Origin of the sequence: Sphingomonas sp. G-3-2-10 (assembly GCF_012927115.1) — a bacterium.
Lineage (GTDB): Bacteria > Pseudomonadota > Alphaproteobacteria > Sphingomonadales > Sphingomonadaceae > Sphingomonas.
Genome location: NZ_JABBFY010000001.1, coordinates 1,379,499 through 1,393,812 on the forward strand (window position 1 = coordinate 1,379,499; position 14,314 = coordinate 1,393,812).

General features: G+C 65.3%; 15 protein-coding genes. 10 read left to right on the forward strand and 5 right to left on the reverse strand.

Annotation, left to right across the window (positions count from 1 at the left end):
- Positions 1-7: 7 nt before the first annotated feature.
- The 4 genes from obgE (at position 8) to HHL13_RS06950 (ending at position 4,051) form a co-directional block, all read left to right on the forward strand.
- Positions 8-1,060, forward strand: a complete 1,053-nt coding sequence (gene obgE / locus HHL13_RS06935) for a GTPase ObgE (RefSeq protein ID WP_169554975.1) — start codon at positions 8-10, stop codon at positions 1,058-1,060.
- Between the two features lie 52 nt (positions 1,061-1,112).
- Positions 1,113-1,889: a suppressor of fused domain protein gene (locus tag HHL13_RS22715; RefSeq protein ID WP_169554976.1), complete on the forward strand. Its 777-nt coding sequence runs from the start codon at positions 1,113-1,115 to the stop codon at positions 1,887-1,889.
- Positions 1,890-2,003: 114 nt separating this feature from the next.
- Positions 2,004-3,149 carry a glutamate 5-kinase gene (proB, locus tag HHL13_RS22490; RefSeq protein WP_240953643.1) on the forward strand — a complete coding sequence of 382 codons (1,146 nt, stop codon included), beginning with the start codon at positions 2,004-2,006 and terminating at the stop codon, positions 3,147-3,149.
- Complete coding sequence (locus tag HHL13_RS06950) at positions 3,146-4,051, forward strand: NAD(P)H-binding protein (RefSeq protein ID WP_169554977.1); 906 nt, start codon at positions 3,146-3,148, stop codon at positions 4,049-4,051. Before proB ends, HHL13_RS06950 begins: the two co-directional genes overlap by 4 nt.
- 6 nt (positions 4,052-4,057) lie before the next feature.
- Here HHL13_RS06950 and HHL13_RS06955 read toward each other — a convergent pair whose 3' ends face one another.
- Complete coding sequence (locus tag HHL13_RS06955) at positions 4,058-4,456, reverse strand: OmpA family protein (protein WP_169554978.1); 399 nt, start codon at positions 4,454-4,456, stop codon at positions 4,058-4,060.
- Between the two features lie 150 nt (positions 4,457-4,606).
- Between HHL13_RS06955 and HHL13_RS06960 the strand changes: the two genes are divergently transcribed.
- The 3 genes from HHL13_RS06960 to HHL13_RS06970 are packed head-to-tail and all read left to right on the forward strand — an operon-like array spanning position 4,607 to position 8,074.
- Positions 4,607-4,849: an acyl carrier protein gene (locus tag HHL13_RS06960; RefSeq protein WP_169554979.1), complete on the forward strand. Its 243-nt coding sequence runs from the start codon at positions 4,607-4,609 to the stop codon at positions 4,847-4,849.
- A 7-nt stretch (positions 4,850-4,856) separates the two neighbouring features.
- Complete coding sequence (locus HHL13_RS06965) at positions 4,857-6,113, forward strand: aminotransferase class I/II-fold pyridoxal phosphate-dependent enzyme (RefSeq protein ID WP_169554980.1); 1,257 nt, start codon at positions 4,857-4,859, stop codon at positions 6,111-6,113.
- Between the two features lie 32 nt (positions 6,114-6,145).
- Entirely contained in the window at positions 6,146-8,074 is a 1,929-nt protein-coding gene (locus HHL13_RS06970; RefSeq protein WP_169554981.1) for an ATP-binding protein, read from the forward strand.
- Here HHL13_RS06970 and HHL13_RS06975 read toward each other — a convergent pair.
- Positions 8,025-8,417 (reverse strand): hypothetical protein, encoded by a 393-nt coding sequence (locus tag HHL13_RS06975; RefSeq protein ID WP_169554982.1) that lies wholly within the window; start codon positions 8,415-8,417, stop codon positions 8,025-8,027. The genes HHL13_RS06970 and HHL13_RS06975 overlap by 50 nt on opposite strands.
- A 459-nt stretch (positions 8,418-8,876) precedes the next feature.
- Between HHL13_RS06975 and lptF the strand changes: the two genes are divergently transcribed.
- Positions 8,877-10,076, forward strand: coding sequence for an LPS export ABC transporter permease LptF (gene lptF, locus HHL13_RS06980; RefSeq protein WP_206376859.1), 1,200 nt, complete (start codon positions 8,877-8,879; stop codon positions 10,074-10,076).
- Positions 10,073-11,170 carry an LPS export ABC transporter permease LptG gene (gene lptG, locus HHL13_RS06985; RefSeq protein WP_346775493.1) on the forward strand — a complete coding sequence of 366 codons (1,098 nt, stop codon included), beginning with the start codon at positions 10,073-10,075 and terminating at the stop codon, positions 11,168-11,170. Before lptF ends, lptG begins: the two co-directional genes overlap by 4 nt.
- Here the strand turns inward: lptG and HHL13_RS06990 are convergent.
- Both HHL13_RS06990 and HHL13_RS06995 read right to left on the reverse strand, forming a co-directional pair.
- Positions 11,154-11,501 (reverse strand): phosphotyrosine protein phosphatase, encoded by a 348-nt coding sequence (locus HHL13_RS06990; RefSeq protein WP_346775494.1) that lies wholly within the window; start codon positions 11,499-11,501, stop codon positions 11,154-11,156. The genes lptG and HHL13_RS06990 overlap by 17 nt on opposite strands.
- Before the next feature lie 5 nt (positions 11,502-11,506).
- Positions 11,507-12,601 (reverse strand): fatty acid desaturase, encoded by a 1,095-nt coding sequence (locus tag HHL13_RS06995; protein ID WP_169554983.1) that lies wholly within the window; start codon positions 12,599-12,601, stop codon positions 11,507-11,509.
- A gap of 142 nt (positions 12,602-12,743) precedes the next feature.
- Between HHL13_RS06995 and HHL13_RS07000 the strand changes: the two genes are divergently transcribed.
- The gene (locus HHL13_RS07000) at positions 12,744-13,901 is read left to right on the forward strand and encodes an N-acetyltransferase (protein WP_169554984.1); all 1,158 of its coding nucleotides are present in this window, start codon (positions 12,744-12,746) and stop codon (positions 13,899-13,901) included.
- Positions 13,902-13,974: 73 nt separating this feature from the next.
- On the opposite strand, the gene HHL13_RS07005 is transcribed toward HHL13_RS07000, so the two are convergent.
- Positions 13,975-14,250, reverse strand: a complete 276-nt coding sequence (locus tag HHL13_RS07005) for a hypothetical protein (RefSeq protein ID WP_169554985.1) — start codon at positions 14,248-14,250, stop codon at positions 13,975-13,977.
- Positions 14,251-14,314 lie beyond the last annotated feature (64 nt).

Here is a 14,314-nt window from a genome sequence, read left to right on the forward strand (position 1 = left end):
CCCCGCGATGCATTTCCTCGACCAGGCAAAAATCTTCGTCCGCTCCGGTGCGGGCGGCCCCGGGGCCGTCAGCTTCCGGCGTGAGAAGTTCATCGAATATGGCGGCCCCGACGGCGGCAATGGCGGCAAGGGCGGGGACATCGTGTTCGAAGCCGTTCCCGGCCTGAACACGCTGATCGACTTCCGCTACACCCAGCATTTCCGCGCGCCGCGCGGCAAGGGCGGCGCAGGCTCGAACATGACCGGCGCGGGCGGCGACGATCTGATCATCAAGGTGCCGGTCGGCACCCAGATCCTCGCCGATGACGAAGACCGCACCCTGCTCGCCGATCTGACGAAGGTCGGCCAGACCGTCACCTTCCTGCGCGGCGGCGATGGCGGGCGCGGCAATGCCAGCTACAAGACCTCGACCAACCGCGCCCCGCGCCAGCACGGCACCGGCTGGCCCAGCGAGGAAGCCTATGTCTGGCTCCGCCTCAAGCTGCTCGCGGACGCGGGCCTTGTCGGCCTGCCCAACGCCGGCAAATCGACCTTCATCAATGCCGTGACCAATGCGCAGGCCAAGGTCGGCGCCTATGCCTTCACCACCACCCGGCCGCAGCTGGGCGTGGTGCGCCACAAGATGCGCGAATTCGTGGTCGCCGACATCCCCGGCCTGATCGCGGGTGCGGCCGAAGGGGCGGGCATCGGCGACCGGTTCCTCGGCCATATCGAGCGATGCCGCGTGCTGCTTCATCTTGTCGACGCGAACGACGCGGACGTGGCCGAAAGCTATCGCATCGTCCGGACCGAGCTGGAGAATTACGGCGCGGGCCTGCTCGACAAGAAGGTGATCGTCGCACTCAACAAGATCGATACGCTGGACGACGAGCTGATCGCCGCGCTTTCGGCCGAACTGGAGGAAGCCAGCGGCGCCGAAGTCATCCCGATCTCGGGTGCGGCCGGCACCGGGCTCGACTGGGTGCTCGATCAGTTGCTCGAAGCGATCGGCCCGGTGGACAGCAACGGCGTACCGGAAGGCGATACCGGCGAAGATACGCTGGAGTGGTCGCCGATCTGACGCATTTCGCCGCCAGCCTGCGCGTCCCGATTCCTGATTCGTAGGAGGATGCGTGAGTATCGGCAGTCTGTTGCGTCGCTGGTTCGGCGGAAAACCCGCCCCCTCGCCTGCCGCCGTCCCGCCCACGCCGACGGCGTTCGATGCGTCGCATGAAGCGCGCCTGCGCCATTGGGAGAAGGTCGGCGCGGTCGAATCGGATGTGATCACCCATCTGATCAGTCCCGGGCTGACGGGTGGCCCACACTGGCCGACGACGCGCCAGGCCTATTGCGTCATCCGCCGCGCCAATGGCTCGGCGATCCTCGCCACCGACGGCCTGTCCGATCCGTTCGAAGATGTGGAGGGGATGGACGTCAACGGCTTCGAAATGGAGCTGTTCGTCGAATGCGCTGATCTGCCGCGCGAACTGGCGGGTGGCCCCGGCGACGTGACCCCGCTCCAGAAAAGCTGGATGTTCGCGCTGCTGAGCCACGTCGCGGGCATCGTCGCCAACAATGGCGGGATCGTGCCGCTGCTCGATCGCTATGGCGGCGTGCTGTCGATGGAACTGCCCGGCGTGTCCGAAGCGGAAAGCATCCATTCGCAGCTGCCCGAACAGTATGTGACTCCCGACGATGTGCTGGGCGTGCTGATCGGGGGGCCGGGACCGGATTTCGCCGCCACCGTCGTGGGCATGCCGCTCTCGCCGGTGCGCATCGTCCCGATCGTCCTGCTGACCGCCGCCGAACTGGCCGAAATCCGCGCAGGCGACGAGACGACCCGCGAAGCCATTGCCGCCGCGCTGACCAAGCTGCCCTACACCCACGTCGCCCGGGATTCGCTGGTTTAGCCCCCTAATCCTCCGCCTTGCGGGGAGGATCGCGTGCCCGCGCGCTCCCCACCCATGCCCACCAAAAGATGATCTACTTGGCGTCCTCGCCGCGCACTCGCTAAGAGCGGCGCGATGACTGCGCATGCCACCTTCGCCGATATGGGCGCCTTCGCGCCCGATCGCTGCCCGCGGCTGATCGTCAAGGTCGGCTCGGCACTCCTCGTCGATCCCGATGGGCAAGTGCGGCGCGAATGGCTGACCGGGCTCGTCGCCGATCTCGCCGAACGCGCAAAGGCGGGACAGCAGATTGCGATCGTCTCCTCCGGCGCGATCGCACTCGGCGCACGGCGGCTCAAGCTGCCCAAGGGCGGCCGCGCCAGCCTGGAAGATGCACAGGCGGCCGCCGCGACCGGCCAGATCGCGCTTTCGGGCGTATGGGCCGAACTGCTCCACGCTCAGGGCCTGACCGCGGCGCAGATCCTCGTCACGCTCGACGATCTCGAAGACCGGCGGCGCTACCTCAACGTCTCCGCGACGCTCGACCGGCTGCTCAAGCTCGGCGTGCTGCCGGTTATCAACGAGAATGATTCGGTCGCGACCGAGGAAATCCGCTTCGGCGATAACGACCGGCTCGCGGCACGCGTCGCCAGCGCTGCGGGGGCGGACGGCGTGATCCTGCTCTCCGACGTCGACGGGCTGTACGACAGAAATCCCACCACCAACCCCGACGCGAAGATGATCCCCGTGGTCGAAAAGCTCGATGCACGGATCGAGGCGATGGCCGATACCGGCTCGGCATCGGGCATGGGATCGGGCGGGATGGTCTCGAAGATCGAGGCCGCCCGGATCGCGACCAGTTCTGGCGCGCATCTCGCCATCGCCACCGGCCGGGTCGATCACCCGCTGGCCCGGCTGGCCGAGACCGGTCACTGCACGATCTTCGTCGCGAAGCAGAATGCCCGGGCGCGCAAGGCATGGCTGCGCGGCGGGTTGACCGCCAAGGGCATGATCCACATCGATGCCGGCGCGGTCGACGCGCTGCGCAAAGGCCGCAGCCTGCTGTCCGCCGGCGCGGTCCGCGTCGAGGGCCGCTTCGCGCGCGGCGACCTGATCGTCGTGGTCGGTCCAGACGGCACCCAATTGGCGCGCGGCCTCGCCGAATACGACCATACCGACGCGCACCGCATCACCGGCAAGCGCAGCGAGGAACTCGCCGGCATCCTCGGCTATGCTCCCCGCGCCGCACTGGTTCACCGCAGCCATATGGCATTGCTGTGACCACCCTCGCCATCACCGGGGGCACGGGCTTCGTCGGCTCACGCCTCATCGCCACCGCCATCGAGGCCGGGCACAAGGTCCGCGCCCTCACCCGGCGCGAGCAAGCGGCCCGCGAAGGCATCGAATGGATCGCGGGCGACCTGAACGGCACCCCTGCCCTCGCCCGCCTGTGCGAAGGGGCCGACGCGGTGATCCATGTCGCGGGCGTGGTGAACGCGCCCGACCGCGCCGGTTTCGCCGCCGGGAATATCGACGGCACCCGCAACATGATCGACGCCGCCAAAGGCGCCGGCGTAGCCCGCTTCGTCCATGTCTCGTCGCTCGCCGCGCGCGAGCCGGGCATGTCGTACTATGGCTGGTCCAAGGCCGAGGGCGATGCGCTGGTCGAGGCCAGCGGGCTCGACTGGACCATCGTCCATCCGCCCGCAATCTACGGCCCGGGCGATATGGAAATGCTCGAGCTGTTCAAACTGGCAAAGCGCGGCCTCGCGCTGTTACCGCCGGGCGGACGGCTCTCGGTGATCGAAGTCGGCGACCTCGCCCGCTTGCTGCTCGCGCTCGCGCTGACCGACAATGTGAAGCAGCATCTCGACGCCGATGACGGGGCCGAGGGCGGCTGGAGCCACAAGGATTTCGGCCGCGCGATCGGCACCGCCACCGGCAAGCGCGTCGCCGCGATCGCCCTGCCCCGCATGATCCTGATGGCCGGCGCGCATCTCGACCGGCTGGTCCGCGGCAAGGGCGCCAAACTGACGCCCGACCGCGTAGCCTATTTCTGCCATGAGGACTGGGTGATCGATCCCGCCCGGCGACCGTCTTCGAACCTGTGGCAGCCGCAGGTGGTTACCGAGGAGGGGCTGGCGGCGACGGCAGCCTGGTATCGCGCGCAGGGTCTGCTTTAGCGACTCCTACGACGACCAGTATATTTCTACCCGGGCGTTCGGAGTGCCCTCATCCGGCATGGTGTTGTTTTGCCTCGGCTCGGTCGCGCCGGCATCGCGAATACGGATACGCTTCGCATTTACCCCGCGCTTGACGAGATAGTCGCGAACCCGCGCGGCGCGCGTGGCGGACAGCGACGCCGCCTCCCCGGCATCGATATGCCCCTCGACAACGATATTCGCACCCTCGCAATAGGCATCGTTCCGAAGCACGTTCGGCATCACTTCCCGGTGAAACGGCCGGGGTGCGTCCGATCCCTTCTTGAAAAACAGGATATATGGACCGGGCGTACAAAAGGTGTCGCCTGGTCCTGACGCACCGAGAAGCATTACCGGTGCAAGCAGAATGGGCGCGACTTTCCACATATGCCGATGCTGGGCCTCGCCCCCTTGTCCGGCAAGCCCAAAATATGCCACGGCGGAGCGGAAGGCGGGCGGCATCGCGTGCACCCGTCAACAAGCCGCCGCATTTGCTTGGCAGGGCGGCTTTGAATTCACGAAAACAGGGAAAAACCCGTGACCGACCGCGCCGAAATCTTCGAAACCGTCTCCGCCCAGATCGAGCCGTTCAACAAGAAGGGCGTGTCGCTGACCGAGGCCACCACCTTCGCGGGCGACCTCGAATGGGACAGCCTGACCGTGATGGATTTCGTCGCCGCGATCGAGGACGAATTCGACATCATCATCACGATGAACATGCAGGCCGAAATCGAGAATGTCGGTCAGCTCGTCGATGCCGTCGCGAAGCTCAAGGGCTAAGTCACCCATGACCGACAGCATCCAGACCCCCGACGCACCCGCTACGGCGCCGGTCGCGCATGACCGCGACCTCATGTCGAAGTTCGACGGCCTGATCGCCGAGCGCAAGGCGCTGATCGACACCGGCGTCACCGATCCGTTCGCGATCGTGATGGAGCAGGTGAAATCGCCGACCGAAGCGGTGATCAAGGGCAAGGATACGATCCTGCTGGGCACCTATAATTATATGGGCATGACGTTCGATCCGGACGTGATCCAGGCGGGCAAGGATGCGCTCGACCAGTTCGGTTCGGGCACCAACGGCAGCCGGATGCTCAACGGCACCTTCCGTGACCATATGGAAGTCGAGGAAGCGCTGCGCGACTTCTACGGCACCACCGGCGCGATCGTGTTCTCGACGGGGTACATGGCCAATCTGGGCATGATCTCGACGCTCGCCGGCAAGGGCGATTACATCATCCTCGACGCCGACAGCCACGCCAGCATCTATGACGGGTGCAAGCAGGGCAATGCGGAGATCGTCCGCTTCCGCCACAACTCGGTCGAGGATCTCGACAAGCGCCTCGGCCGCCTGCCCAAGGAAGCCGGCAAGCTGGTGGTGCTGGAAGGCGTCTATTCGATGCTCGGCGACATCGCCCCGCTCGATCAGATGGTCGCGGTCGCCAAGAAGCATGGCGCGATGGTACTGAGCGACGAAGCGCATTCGATGGGCTTTTTCGGCCCGAACGGCCGTGGCGTATATGAAGCGCAGGGTTGTGAGGGTGATGTCGACTTTATCGTCGGCACCTTTTCCAAATCCGTTGGCACCGTGGGTGGCTTCTGTGTGTCCAACCATCCCAAGTTCGAAGCGATCCGCCTCGCTTGCCGTCCTTATATCTTCACCGCGTCGCTTCCGCCCTCGGTCGTCGCGACCGCGGCGACGTCGATCCGCAAGCTGAAGCATGCCCATAACAAGCGCGCGCATCTGTGGGAGAATACCCGCATGCTGCACGGCGGGCTGAAGGAACTCGGCTTCAAGCTGGGCACCGAAAACCCCGACAGCGCAATCATCGCGGTGATCCTGGAGGATCAGGAGCAGGCGGTGCGGATGTGGCAGGGGCTGCTCGACAACGGCCTGTACGTGAACATGGCGCGTCCGCCCGCGACTCCGGCCGGCACCTTCCTGCTGCGCTGCTCGCTTTGCGCCGAGCATACGACCGAGCAGATCCAGCGCGTGCTGGGCATGTTCAAGGCGGCCGGACAGGCAACTGGCGTCATCGCCTAGACCCGGCGGGGTTCACACCCTAGAATCGCTGCATGAGCGAAGGTGGCGTACCCGACGAAGCCCCGGTCCGGCAGACGGACTGGCGGATGGTGCTGCTCGGCGTGCTGGCGCTGGTCGGCACCGGCGTGCTCGTCATCCTGCTCAACCTGCAGGCGACGACCGACCGCGAGCGCGATGCCGCGCTCGACCGGCAGGCGCGGACCTATGAGGTCATCATCCGCGCCGGACAGCTCTCCGCCTCGATCGCGGACGCCGAAGCGTCGCTCGGCCGCTATGTCGTCAGCGGTGACGCGGCGGTGGGGCGACAGTTCGCCGACAAATGGGCGCAAGCAAGCGAACATCTCAACCGGCTGGCGATCCAGACGGCGGGCGATCCCCTGCAACAGGGGCGTATAAAGAAGCTGCGCGACGCCTTCGCGACCCGCGCCAAGGAACTCGGCGATACGGCCGGCTATACCGTCCACAAGCGCAACCGTGACGCGCTGGGCAGCTATTATCAGAACAGTGCCACGCTGGCCCGCGCCGAAACCGAACTGGCCCTGCGCGAGCTGGTCGATTCCGAGCGCGCACGCCTGCTTGAGCGCAAGGGCGACGCGGCGAAGCTGGTGGCAAGCTCTCACCTGGCGACCAATGTGCTGGGGGTGTTCGGCCTGCTGGTCGTGATCGGATCGATCCTGCTTGGCTGGCTTACGGTGCAGGCTTCGGCCGGGCGCGCCGAAGCCGATGCCGACGCCGATGCCGAACGCGTCCGCGCCGCCGAGCTGCAGAACGCAGTCGATGCCGCCACCGCGCAGCTACGCGCCGAAATGCGCGAGCGCGAACAGGCCGAGGCCCAGTTGCGGCAGGTCCAGAAGATGGAAGCGGTGGGCCAGCTTACCGGCGGAATCGCTCATGATTTCAACAATATGCTGGCGGTCACGCTCGGCGGGCTCGAACTCGCCAAACGCCATCTCCACACCGGCAAGCCCGACGCCCACAAGCATATCGAGAATGCGATGGAGGGCGCGAACCGCGCCGCCGCGCTGACCCGGCGGCTGCTGGTCTTCTCGCGCGAGGAAGCGCTGTTGCCGAGCGCGATCGAAGCGGGCGCCGTGATCCAAGGCATGTCCGACCTGTTCGACCGAACGCTGGGCGGCGCGATCGAAGTCGCTACGCAGGACGCAGGCCTCGGCTGGGCGGTGTTCGCGGACAAGCATCAGCTGGAAAATGCGCTGCTCAACCTCGCGGTGAACGCCCGCGACGCGATGAACGGGCGCGGTACCCTGACCTTCGCGACCGGCGGCCGCACGCTGAAGCGCAACGAAATCGGCGAGGCCGCGGGCGGTGACTATGTGACCATCGCCGTGTCCGACACCGGCAGCGGCATGACGCCCGAAGTGCTGGAGCGCGTGTTCGAACCCTTCTTCACCACCAAGCCGGTCGGCAAGGGCACTGGCCTTGGCCTCAGCCAGATCTTCGGATTCGTCCGCCAGTCGGGCGGCGAGATCGGTATCGACACCGTGCTGGGCGAAGGCACCACCGTGACGCTGTATCTGCCGCGCCATATGGGCGAAGCCGACGCACCGACGGAAAGCGACGCGGCGATCGATCCCGAAGCGCCCGCCAGCGCGCTCGAGATATTGGTGGTGGAAGACGATCCGCGCGTCCTCTCCGCGACGATGAGCGCGCTGACCGAACTGGGGCATCGCCCGCTGGCCTGTGACGATCCGCTCCGTGCCGAATCCTGTCTCGACCTGATGGACTCGGTGGACCTGATCCTGACCGACGTTCTGATGCCCGGCCGCACCGGCCCGGAGATGATCGCCGCGCTGGGATCGCGGATCGATGGCATCCCGGTGCTTTACGTCACCGGCTATGCCGGGGAAGCGGACGCCAGCGCGTTCGGCGGAAATATCGTGCTGCGAAAGCCATTCACGATGGCCGCACTGGCGAAGGCGGTGGAAGCGTCAGTTCGCGACTGATCCGCCAGTCGAGATCGGGCAGCTTGCAACCGTTGCGCGGGAGGCCGAGCGTCTTGCCGTCCGATGCCCGGGCCAGTTGGACCTCGCGCATCTTCCACGGCCATATCTCCACGACGTCGCCGTTCGCCATCTCGTAATAGACGCGCACGATGCCGGAGCCGAACGAATAGTCGGGCAATCCCCAGAGCTGCCCGGCGGTGCCCATCATCGCAAAGCACAAGTCGAGTTGCTCGATATGGCGCGTCCCGGCGCGGGGATTGTGGTGGAACAGCGTCTCGCCGGTGCCATCGGGCCGATGCACCGTCGCCCAGACCAGCCGGTGCGGCGCCTCCGGGCTGAACAACAGGTGTAGTTCGCCACCGGTATCGATCGGATATTCCCGCCAGTGTCAGCTGCGGAACGAAGTATCGCCTCATCGCGCAACGGCCTGATCGAGAGTCAATTCGGCATCGAAAACGAGGCCGGTCAGCGAGAATAGCAGGAAAGCAGCAGCGGGGAGCGTCTTCATCCTAGCCCAGCTCCCGCCAACAGGCTTGCGGGCACCTCGGTGGTTGGGCCTTATGCCGAGCCGCCAGAACCACACCGAACAGGAACTCCGCCACCGAAGACATGGATTGCCTCGTCACCCCGCGCCGCCGGATCATGCGGGCGCTGTCGCACATGCGCAACGCCGGGGCGAGGCTTTGCATGCAACGAACTTTGGCGGTGACGACCCGCGGAACCACAGGTATAGCCGTTGCGCTTACACTCCTCGGCGTCCATGCCGACGGCACCAACGACAAAAAGGCCTACGCCCGAGCGCATGAATTCGATCGATCGCTATATGGCGCGGCTGATCGCGGTGCCGCTCATTTCCACGCTGGTGATCTCGGCGATGCTGCTGGTCCTCGACCGCATGCTGCGCCTGTTCGACTTCGTGGCGACCGAGGGCGGCCCAGTCAGCGTGGTGTGGCGGATGCTCGCCAATCTGCTGCCCGAGTATCTGGGCCTCGGCATCCCGATCGGGCTGATGCTGGGCATCCTGCTCGCCTTCCGCCGCCTCTCCACTTCGTCAGAACTCGACGTGCTGCGCGCGGTGGGGATGAGCTATGGCCGCTTGCTGCGCGTGCCCTTCATGTACGCCTTCGCTCTGGCGGCGCTGAACCTCGCGATCGTCGGCTTCGTCCAGCCCGAGGCACGTTATCGCTACGAGCAGTTGCGGTTCGAGCTGCGCACCGGCGCGCTGGGCGCGTCGATCAAGGTAGGCGAATTCACCAATTTCGGCAGCCGGATGACGCTGCGGATCGAGGACAGCAAGGATGGCGGGCGCGCCCTTTCCGGCATCTTCGTCCATTTCAAGAGCGCCACCGGCTGGTACACTATCACCGCCGAGCGCGGGACTTTCCTGCGCACCGACAATCCCGACGAAATCGTGTTCCAGCTGACCAACGGCAAGCTGATCCAGAAGATCAAGGATTCGCCGGTGCCGCGCGTGCTGAGCTTCACCGTCCACAACCAGCCGATCGCGCTGCCCAAATACGAGAATTTCCGCATCCGCGGCGAACGCAATCTCGAACTGACCCTGCCTGAGCTGGCAAGGATCGGCAGCGATCCCAAGGAAGAAACGATCAAGCGCGAAACGAGCCGCGCGGCGTTCCATTTCCGCGTCGCCGAAGTGGCGTCGATGTTCCTGCTGCCCTTCCTCGCTGTGGGACTGGGCATTCCGCCGAAGCGATCGACATCCGCGCTGGGCGTGTTCCTGTCGATCGTGATGATCGTGACCTATCACAAGATCAACGAATATGGGCAGGCGATCGGAAGCCTGGGGCGGATCGATCCGATCATCGCCCTATGGGTGCCGTTCAGCCTGTTCGCGGCGCTGACCTTCTGGATGTATTATCAGGTGGCCCATGTTCCCGGCGGACAGCCGATCGCCGCGCTCGAAAAGGCGTTCGAGAAGCTGCTGAAGGCGGTCACGCGCTATCTGCCCGGACGGCGCAAGAAGAGTGAGGCGGCGGCGTGAATTTTGCCAATTTCTTCCCGTCGCGCACCATCTCGCTCTACATGGCGAAGATGTTCGTGGTCCGCACCTTCGCCATTCTGGGGGCGCTGGTGCTGGTGCTTCAGGCGCTCGACCTGCTGAGCGAGTCCGGCAAGATCCTGGCCTATGCCGGCAATGGCGATGCCGAGGTGTGGCGCTATGTCGGGATGCGCACCCCGCAGATCATCGAGACCTTCCTGCCCTTTTCGGTGCTCCTCGGCACGATCCTGACACTCTCGCAGCTCAATCAGAACAGCGAAGTGATCGCGATGAAGGCGTCGGGCCTTTCGGCGCATCAGGTGCTGGCGCCTCTGATGGTCGCCGGGCTGGTCGTGGCAGTGGTGTCGTTCGGGTTCAACGAGCGCGTGGTGGCCCGCGCCACCTCGACTCTCGCCCAGTGGAAAAAGGTGGAATACGGCCCCCTCCCCGTCGATCGCGGCGACCGGAACAATGTGTGGGTGCGCGATGGCGACAATCTGATCGCAGTCGAATCGATCCGTGGGCGCGGCGACGCGGCGCAGCTGAGCGGCGTCACCATCAACGAGCGCAAGAACCAGAGCCTTGTCGCGATCGTCACCGGCGACAAGGGCCGGCGCGACGGCACCGGCTGGCGGATAGAGAATGCGCGGCGTTTCGACGTGGCGAGCGGCAAGCTGACCCAGCTGGGCTCGATCCGCGTCGCGGACGGCGTACGGCCCGATCAGTTCACACTGGCGACGGTGGACGCCGACGGCATGTCGTTCAGCGCGCTGGCCGAAGCGATCGACGATCTGAAGGCTGCGGGCCGCCCCACCGATGCGCTGGAAGGCTCGCTGTGGCACAAATTCTCGGGCCCTCTCTCTGCGATACTGATGCCACTGCTGGGCGCGGTGGCTGCGTTCGGACTGGCGCGATCGGGCAAATTGTTCGTGCGTGCGGTGATGGGGATGGCGCTGGGCTTCCTCTATTTCGTCGCCGACAATTTCGCGCTCGCAATGGGCAATCTGGGCGCCTATCCGCCGCTGGTGGCCGCATGGGGGCCGTTCCTGCTGTTCTTGGCGATCGGCGAAGCGGTGTTGCTCAAGACCGAGGAATAGCGGGCGGTTCGGCGGGGAACACCGACGGAAGGTGCCGCGCCATTCGCGCCTCCAGCAGCGCGATCAGATCGGGATCCATGAATTCATAATCGTCCGGAATGCCGAGGCAGACGATGCCTGCCGTGCAGATGCCGGCCAAAGCGCTTTGCAGCTTGTTGCGGTGAGCCCGCTCCATCACGACGATGATGTCCGCCCAGGCAAGTTCGTCGGGCGTGACCGGGTTTTCAGCATCGTGGTTGATCCCCGCAGACGAGACCCCGATGTCGGTCCGCGACGCGAAGACCTGTTCCGCGGTCGGGCTGCGCAGCTTGTTCTGGCTGCAGACAAACAAGCGCTTCAGCGGCGGGCGATCATCGTGCTGCGGGCGATCTTGCCGACCAGCCCCGGCAGACCCGGATAGCTCGCCTTGTGATAGGGCGAATCCGTGCCCAGCGCTGCGGTGAGACGGCGATGAGCCTCGCCCAGATTATGATAGGGCACGCTGGGCAGCAGATGGTGCAGCGCATGGTAGCGCAAGCCGACCGGCGCCCACAGCATCGGCAGCAGCGCCGGCGGCGGCACGTTCACGCTGTCGAGATACTGGGCGGTCACCGTCATCGGTTCGCCCTCATTCTCCCACAGATGCGCCACCAGCGTGCGGATCTGGTTGGTCACGGTGGTAACTGCGACCACGGCGAGGATGATGAGCAGTGCCTTGAGCGGCAGCACGCCGGTGACGACCATCGCGATCACCGCGATCGCCCAGAGGCTGGCGCCAATTTCCATCGCCAGCCATTCGGTGCGGAAGCGGCCTTCCGGCATGCGGCGGCGATAGGCGGGATTGATGACCAGACCGGAATAGCGCTCGACCACCATCTTGCGCAGGCCCGGAACAACCAGCGAGAGCGGCGAGAGGATGCCGTAGCGGATCAGCAGGCCGATCGGCGCGAGCAGCGATACAGCTACGAACATCGGCAGCGTCCACGGCTTCATCAGCGCGAGCGGAAGATATTCGGGATCCTCGACCGTACCGTATTTGGTCCGGGCATGGTGATGGACGTGGACGTCCTCGTACATGAGGGACGGCACCATCAGCGGAATGCCGACGAGCAGGTTCCAGCCGAGACGGAAGCCGCGCACCGAACTGGGCTTCATGTGCGAAATTTCGTGGATGAAGCTGACCGCGCGATACAGCGCCAGCGCCGAGACGAGGCCGGCGATCAGGCCCGCGGCGAGGCTGGTGGCGGTAACCGCGAGCAAAAGCGCGCCATAGCCGATGACGACAGAGGCGATCAGGTCGCTCCAGAAGATCGCCGGGCGATAGGCGGCGAGGTCGCGCGCCATCTCGGCGGCGGCGCGCAGCATCGCCTTGTCGTCCGCGATCCGCTGCAGCGGCGCCTTCGTCGCCGCCGCTTCGGCCTCGCGGCGATCCATCACAATCGAACTGTTCATGGTGTGTGCCATTGCCCTGAGATAGTGGCTAGATGTTGGCATTAACAGGGTCGCCACCTTCCGCATTGTTCCGGATCAAAGCGCTTGACAGTGCGGGTCGCAGGCAGGACTTCGAGCGCATTCAAGAATAAGGCGTCCGCTCTTGGCCAACACCGCGCTCTCCATCCGTCCCGTCTCCACCAAGGCCGATACGAAGGCGTTCATCGAACTTGTCTATCGCCTCTACGCCAACGATCCCGCCTGGGTGGCCCCGTTGCGCAGCGAAGTCGCGGCGACGATCAGTCCAGAGAAGAATGGCTGGTTCAGCCATGCCGAGGCGCAGCTGTTCCTCGCCGAGCGCGGCGGTCGCGTGGTGGGCCGCATCTCGGCGCATATCGACTTCCTCGCGCTGGAAATGCCGGCGGAACAGGGTTTCGGTCCCGGCACCGGCTTCTGGGGCATGTTCGAAGCGGAGGACGAGAATACCGCCAAGGCGCTGGTCAACACTGCCGAACAATGGCTGCGCAACAAGGGAATGACCCGTGCGATCGGACCGGTGAGCCTGTCGATCTGGGAAGAGCCCGGCCTGCTGGTGCGCGGGCACGATCATTCGCCGATGGTGCTGATGGGTCATCACCTGCCGCAATATCAGGCGTGGATCGAGGCAATGGGCTATGGCCGCGCCAAGACGCTCTACACCTATGAGCTGGACGTCACGAAGCCGTTCCCGGAGCTGATTCAGCGCATCGTGAAAATGGGCGAGCGCAATCCCAAGATCAACATTCGCGAAGTGAACAAGGACAAGTTCGACGAGGAAGCCAAGATCATCGTCGACATCCTGAACGACGCATGGTCGGACAATTGGGGCTTCGTCCCGCTCACCCAGCGCGAACTGGACGATGTTGGTACCAAGCTGAAGCCGCTGGTGTTCAAGGAAATGATCCGCATCGCCGAACTGGAAGGCGAGCCGGTGGCATTCATGATCGCCCTGCCCGACTTCAACGAAGCGCTGAAGCGGATGAAGGGATCGCTGCTCCCGTTCGGCTGGCTGAAGGCGCTGCTGTGGCTGCGCAAGCCCAAGGCGAACGGCGCTCGCGTGCCGCTGATGGGCGTGGTGAAACGGCTGCAGGCATCGCGCATGGCGAGCCAGCTGGCTTTCATGATGATCGAATATATCCGCGCCGCCTCGGTCGAAAAATATGGCGCGACGCGCGGCGAGGTCGGCTGGATCCTGGAGGACAATCAGGGAATGGTCGCGATCGCCGATGCGATCGACAGCCATATCAACCGCGAATACGTCATCTACCAGAAGCCGCTCTGAACCGCCTGAAGGCGGGCTCCCGCACCCGGCCGCCCGTGAACGCTACGGGCGGACGGCCGGGGCGGGAAAGCCGTCACTTGGCGCTGAGCTGGCCGATCGGATCGAAGCCGTCTTCCTTCAGCCACTGGTCGCGCGTCTTGCAGGTGCGGCGCGCCATGCGGCTGCCGGTCACGTCGGATTCGACGCAGTAGCGCTTGGTCTTCGCGGCCGGCGTACCCTGATCTTCCTGAGACGACTTGGCGGGGGCCGGATCGCGCGAGATGGCGGCAGTGGCGGGGCCGACCGAACCGATCACGAGTGCGGCGGCGGCGACAATGGCCGAAACCCGGCCCATCTGGAACTTGTGCATATCGATACTCCTCTACTTCCCGAACCGGGTCGGCTTTCCGCCAACCCGCCACATGCATTGCATG

Coding starts and splice junctions, on each gene's coding strand:
- obgE (WP_169554975.1), top strand. CDS start 8: ATGCATTTCCTCGACCAGGCAAAAATCTTCGTCCGCTCCGGTGCGGGC.
- proB (WP_240953643.1), top strand. CDS start 2,004: ATGACTGCGCATGCCACCTTCGCCGATATGGGCGCCTTCGCGCCCGAT.
- HHL13_RS06955 (WP_169554978.1), bottom strand. CDS start 4,456: ATGTGGAAAGTCGCGCCCATTCTGCTTGCACCGGTAATGCTTCTCGGT.
- HHL13_RS06965 (WP_169554980.1), top strand. CDS start 4,857: ATGACCGACAGCATCCAGACCCCCGACGCACCCGCTACGGCGCCGGTC.
- HHL13_RS06970 (WP_169554981.1), top strand. CDS start 6,146: ATGAGCGAAGGTGGCGTACCCGACGAAGCCCCGGTCCGGCAGACGGAC.
- lptF (WP_206376859.1), top strand. CDS start 8,877: ATGAATTCGATCGATCGCTATATGGCGCGGCTGATCGCGGTGCCGCTC.
- HHL13_RS06995 (WP_169554983.1), bottom strand. CDS start 12,601: ATGAACAGTTCGATTGTGATGGATCGCCGCGAGGCCGAAGCGGCGGCG.
- HHL13_RS07005 (WP_169554985.1), bottom strand. CDS start 14,250: ATGCACAAGTTCCAGATGGGCCGGGTTTCGGCCATTGTCGCCGCCGCC.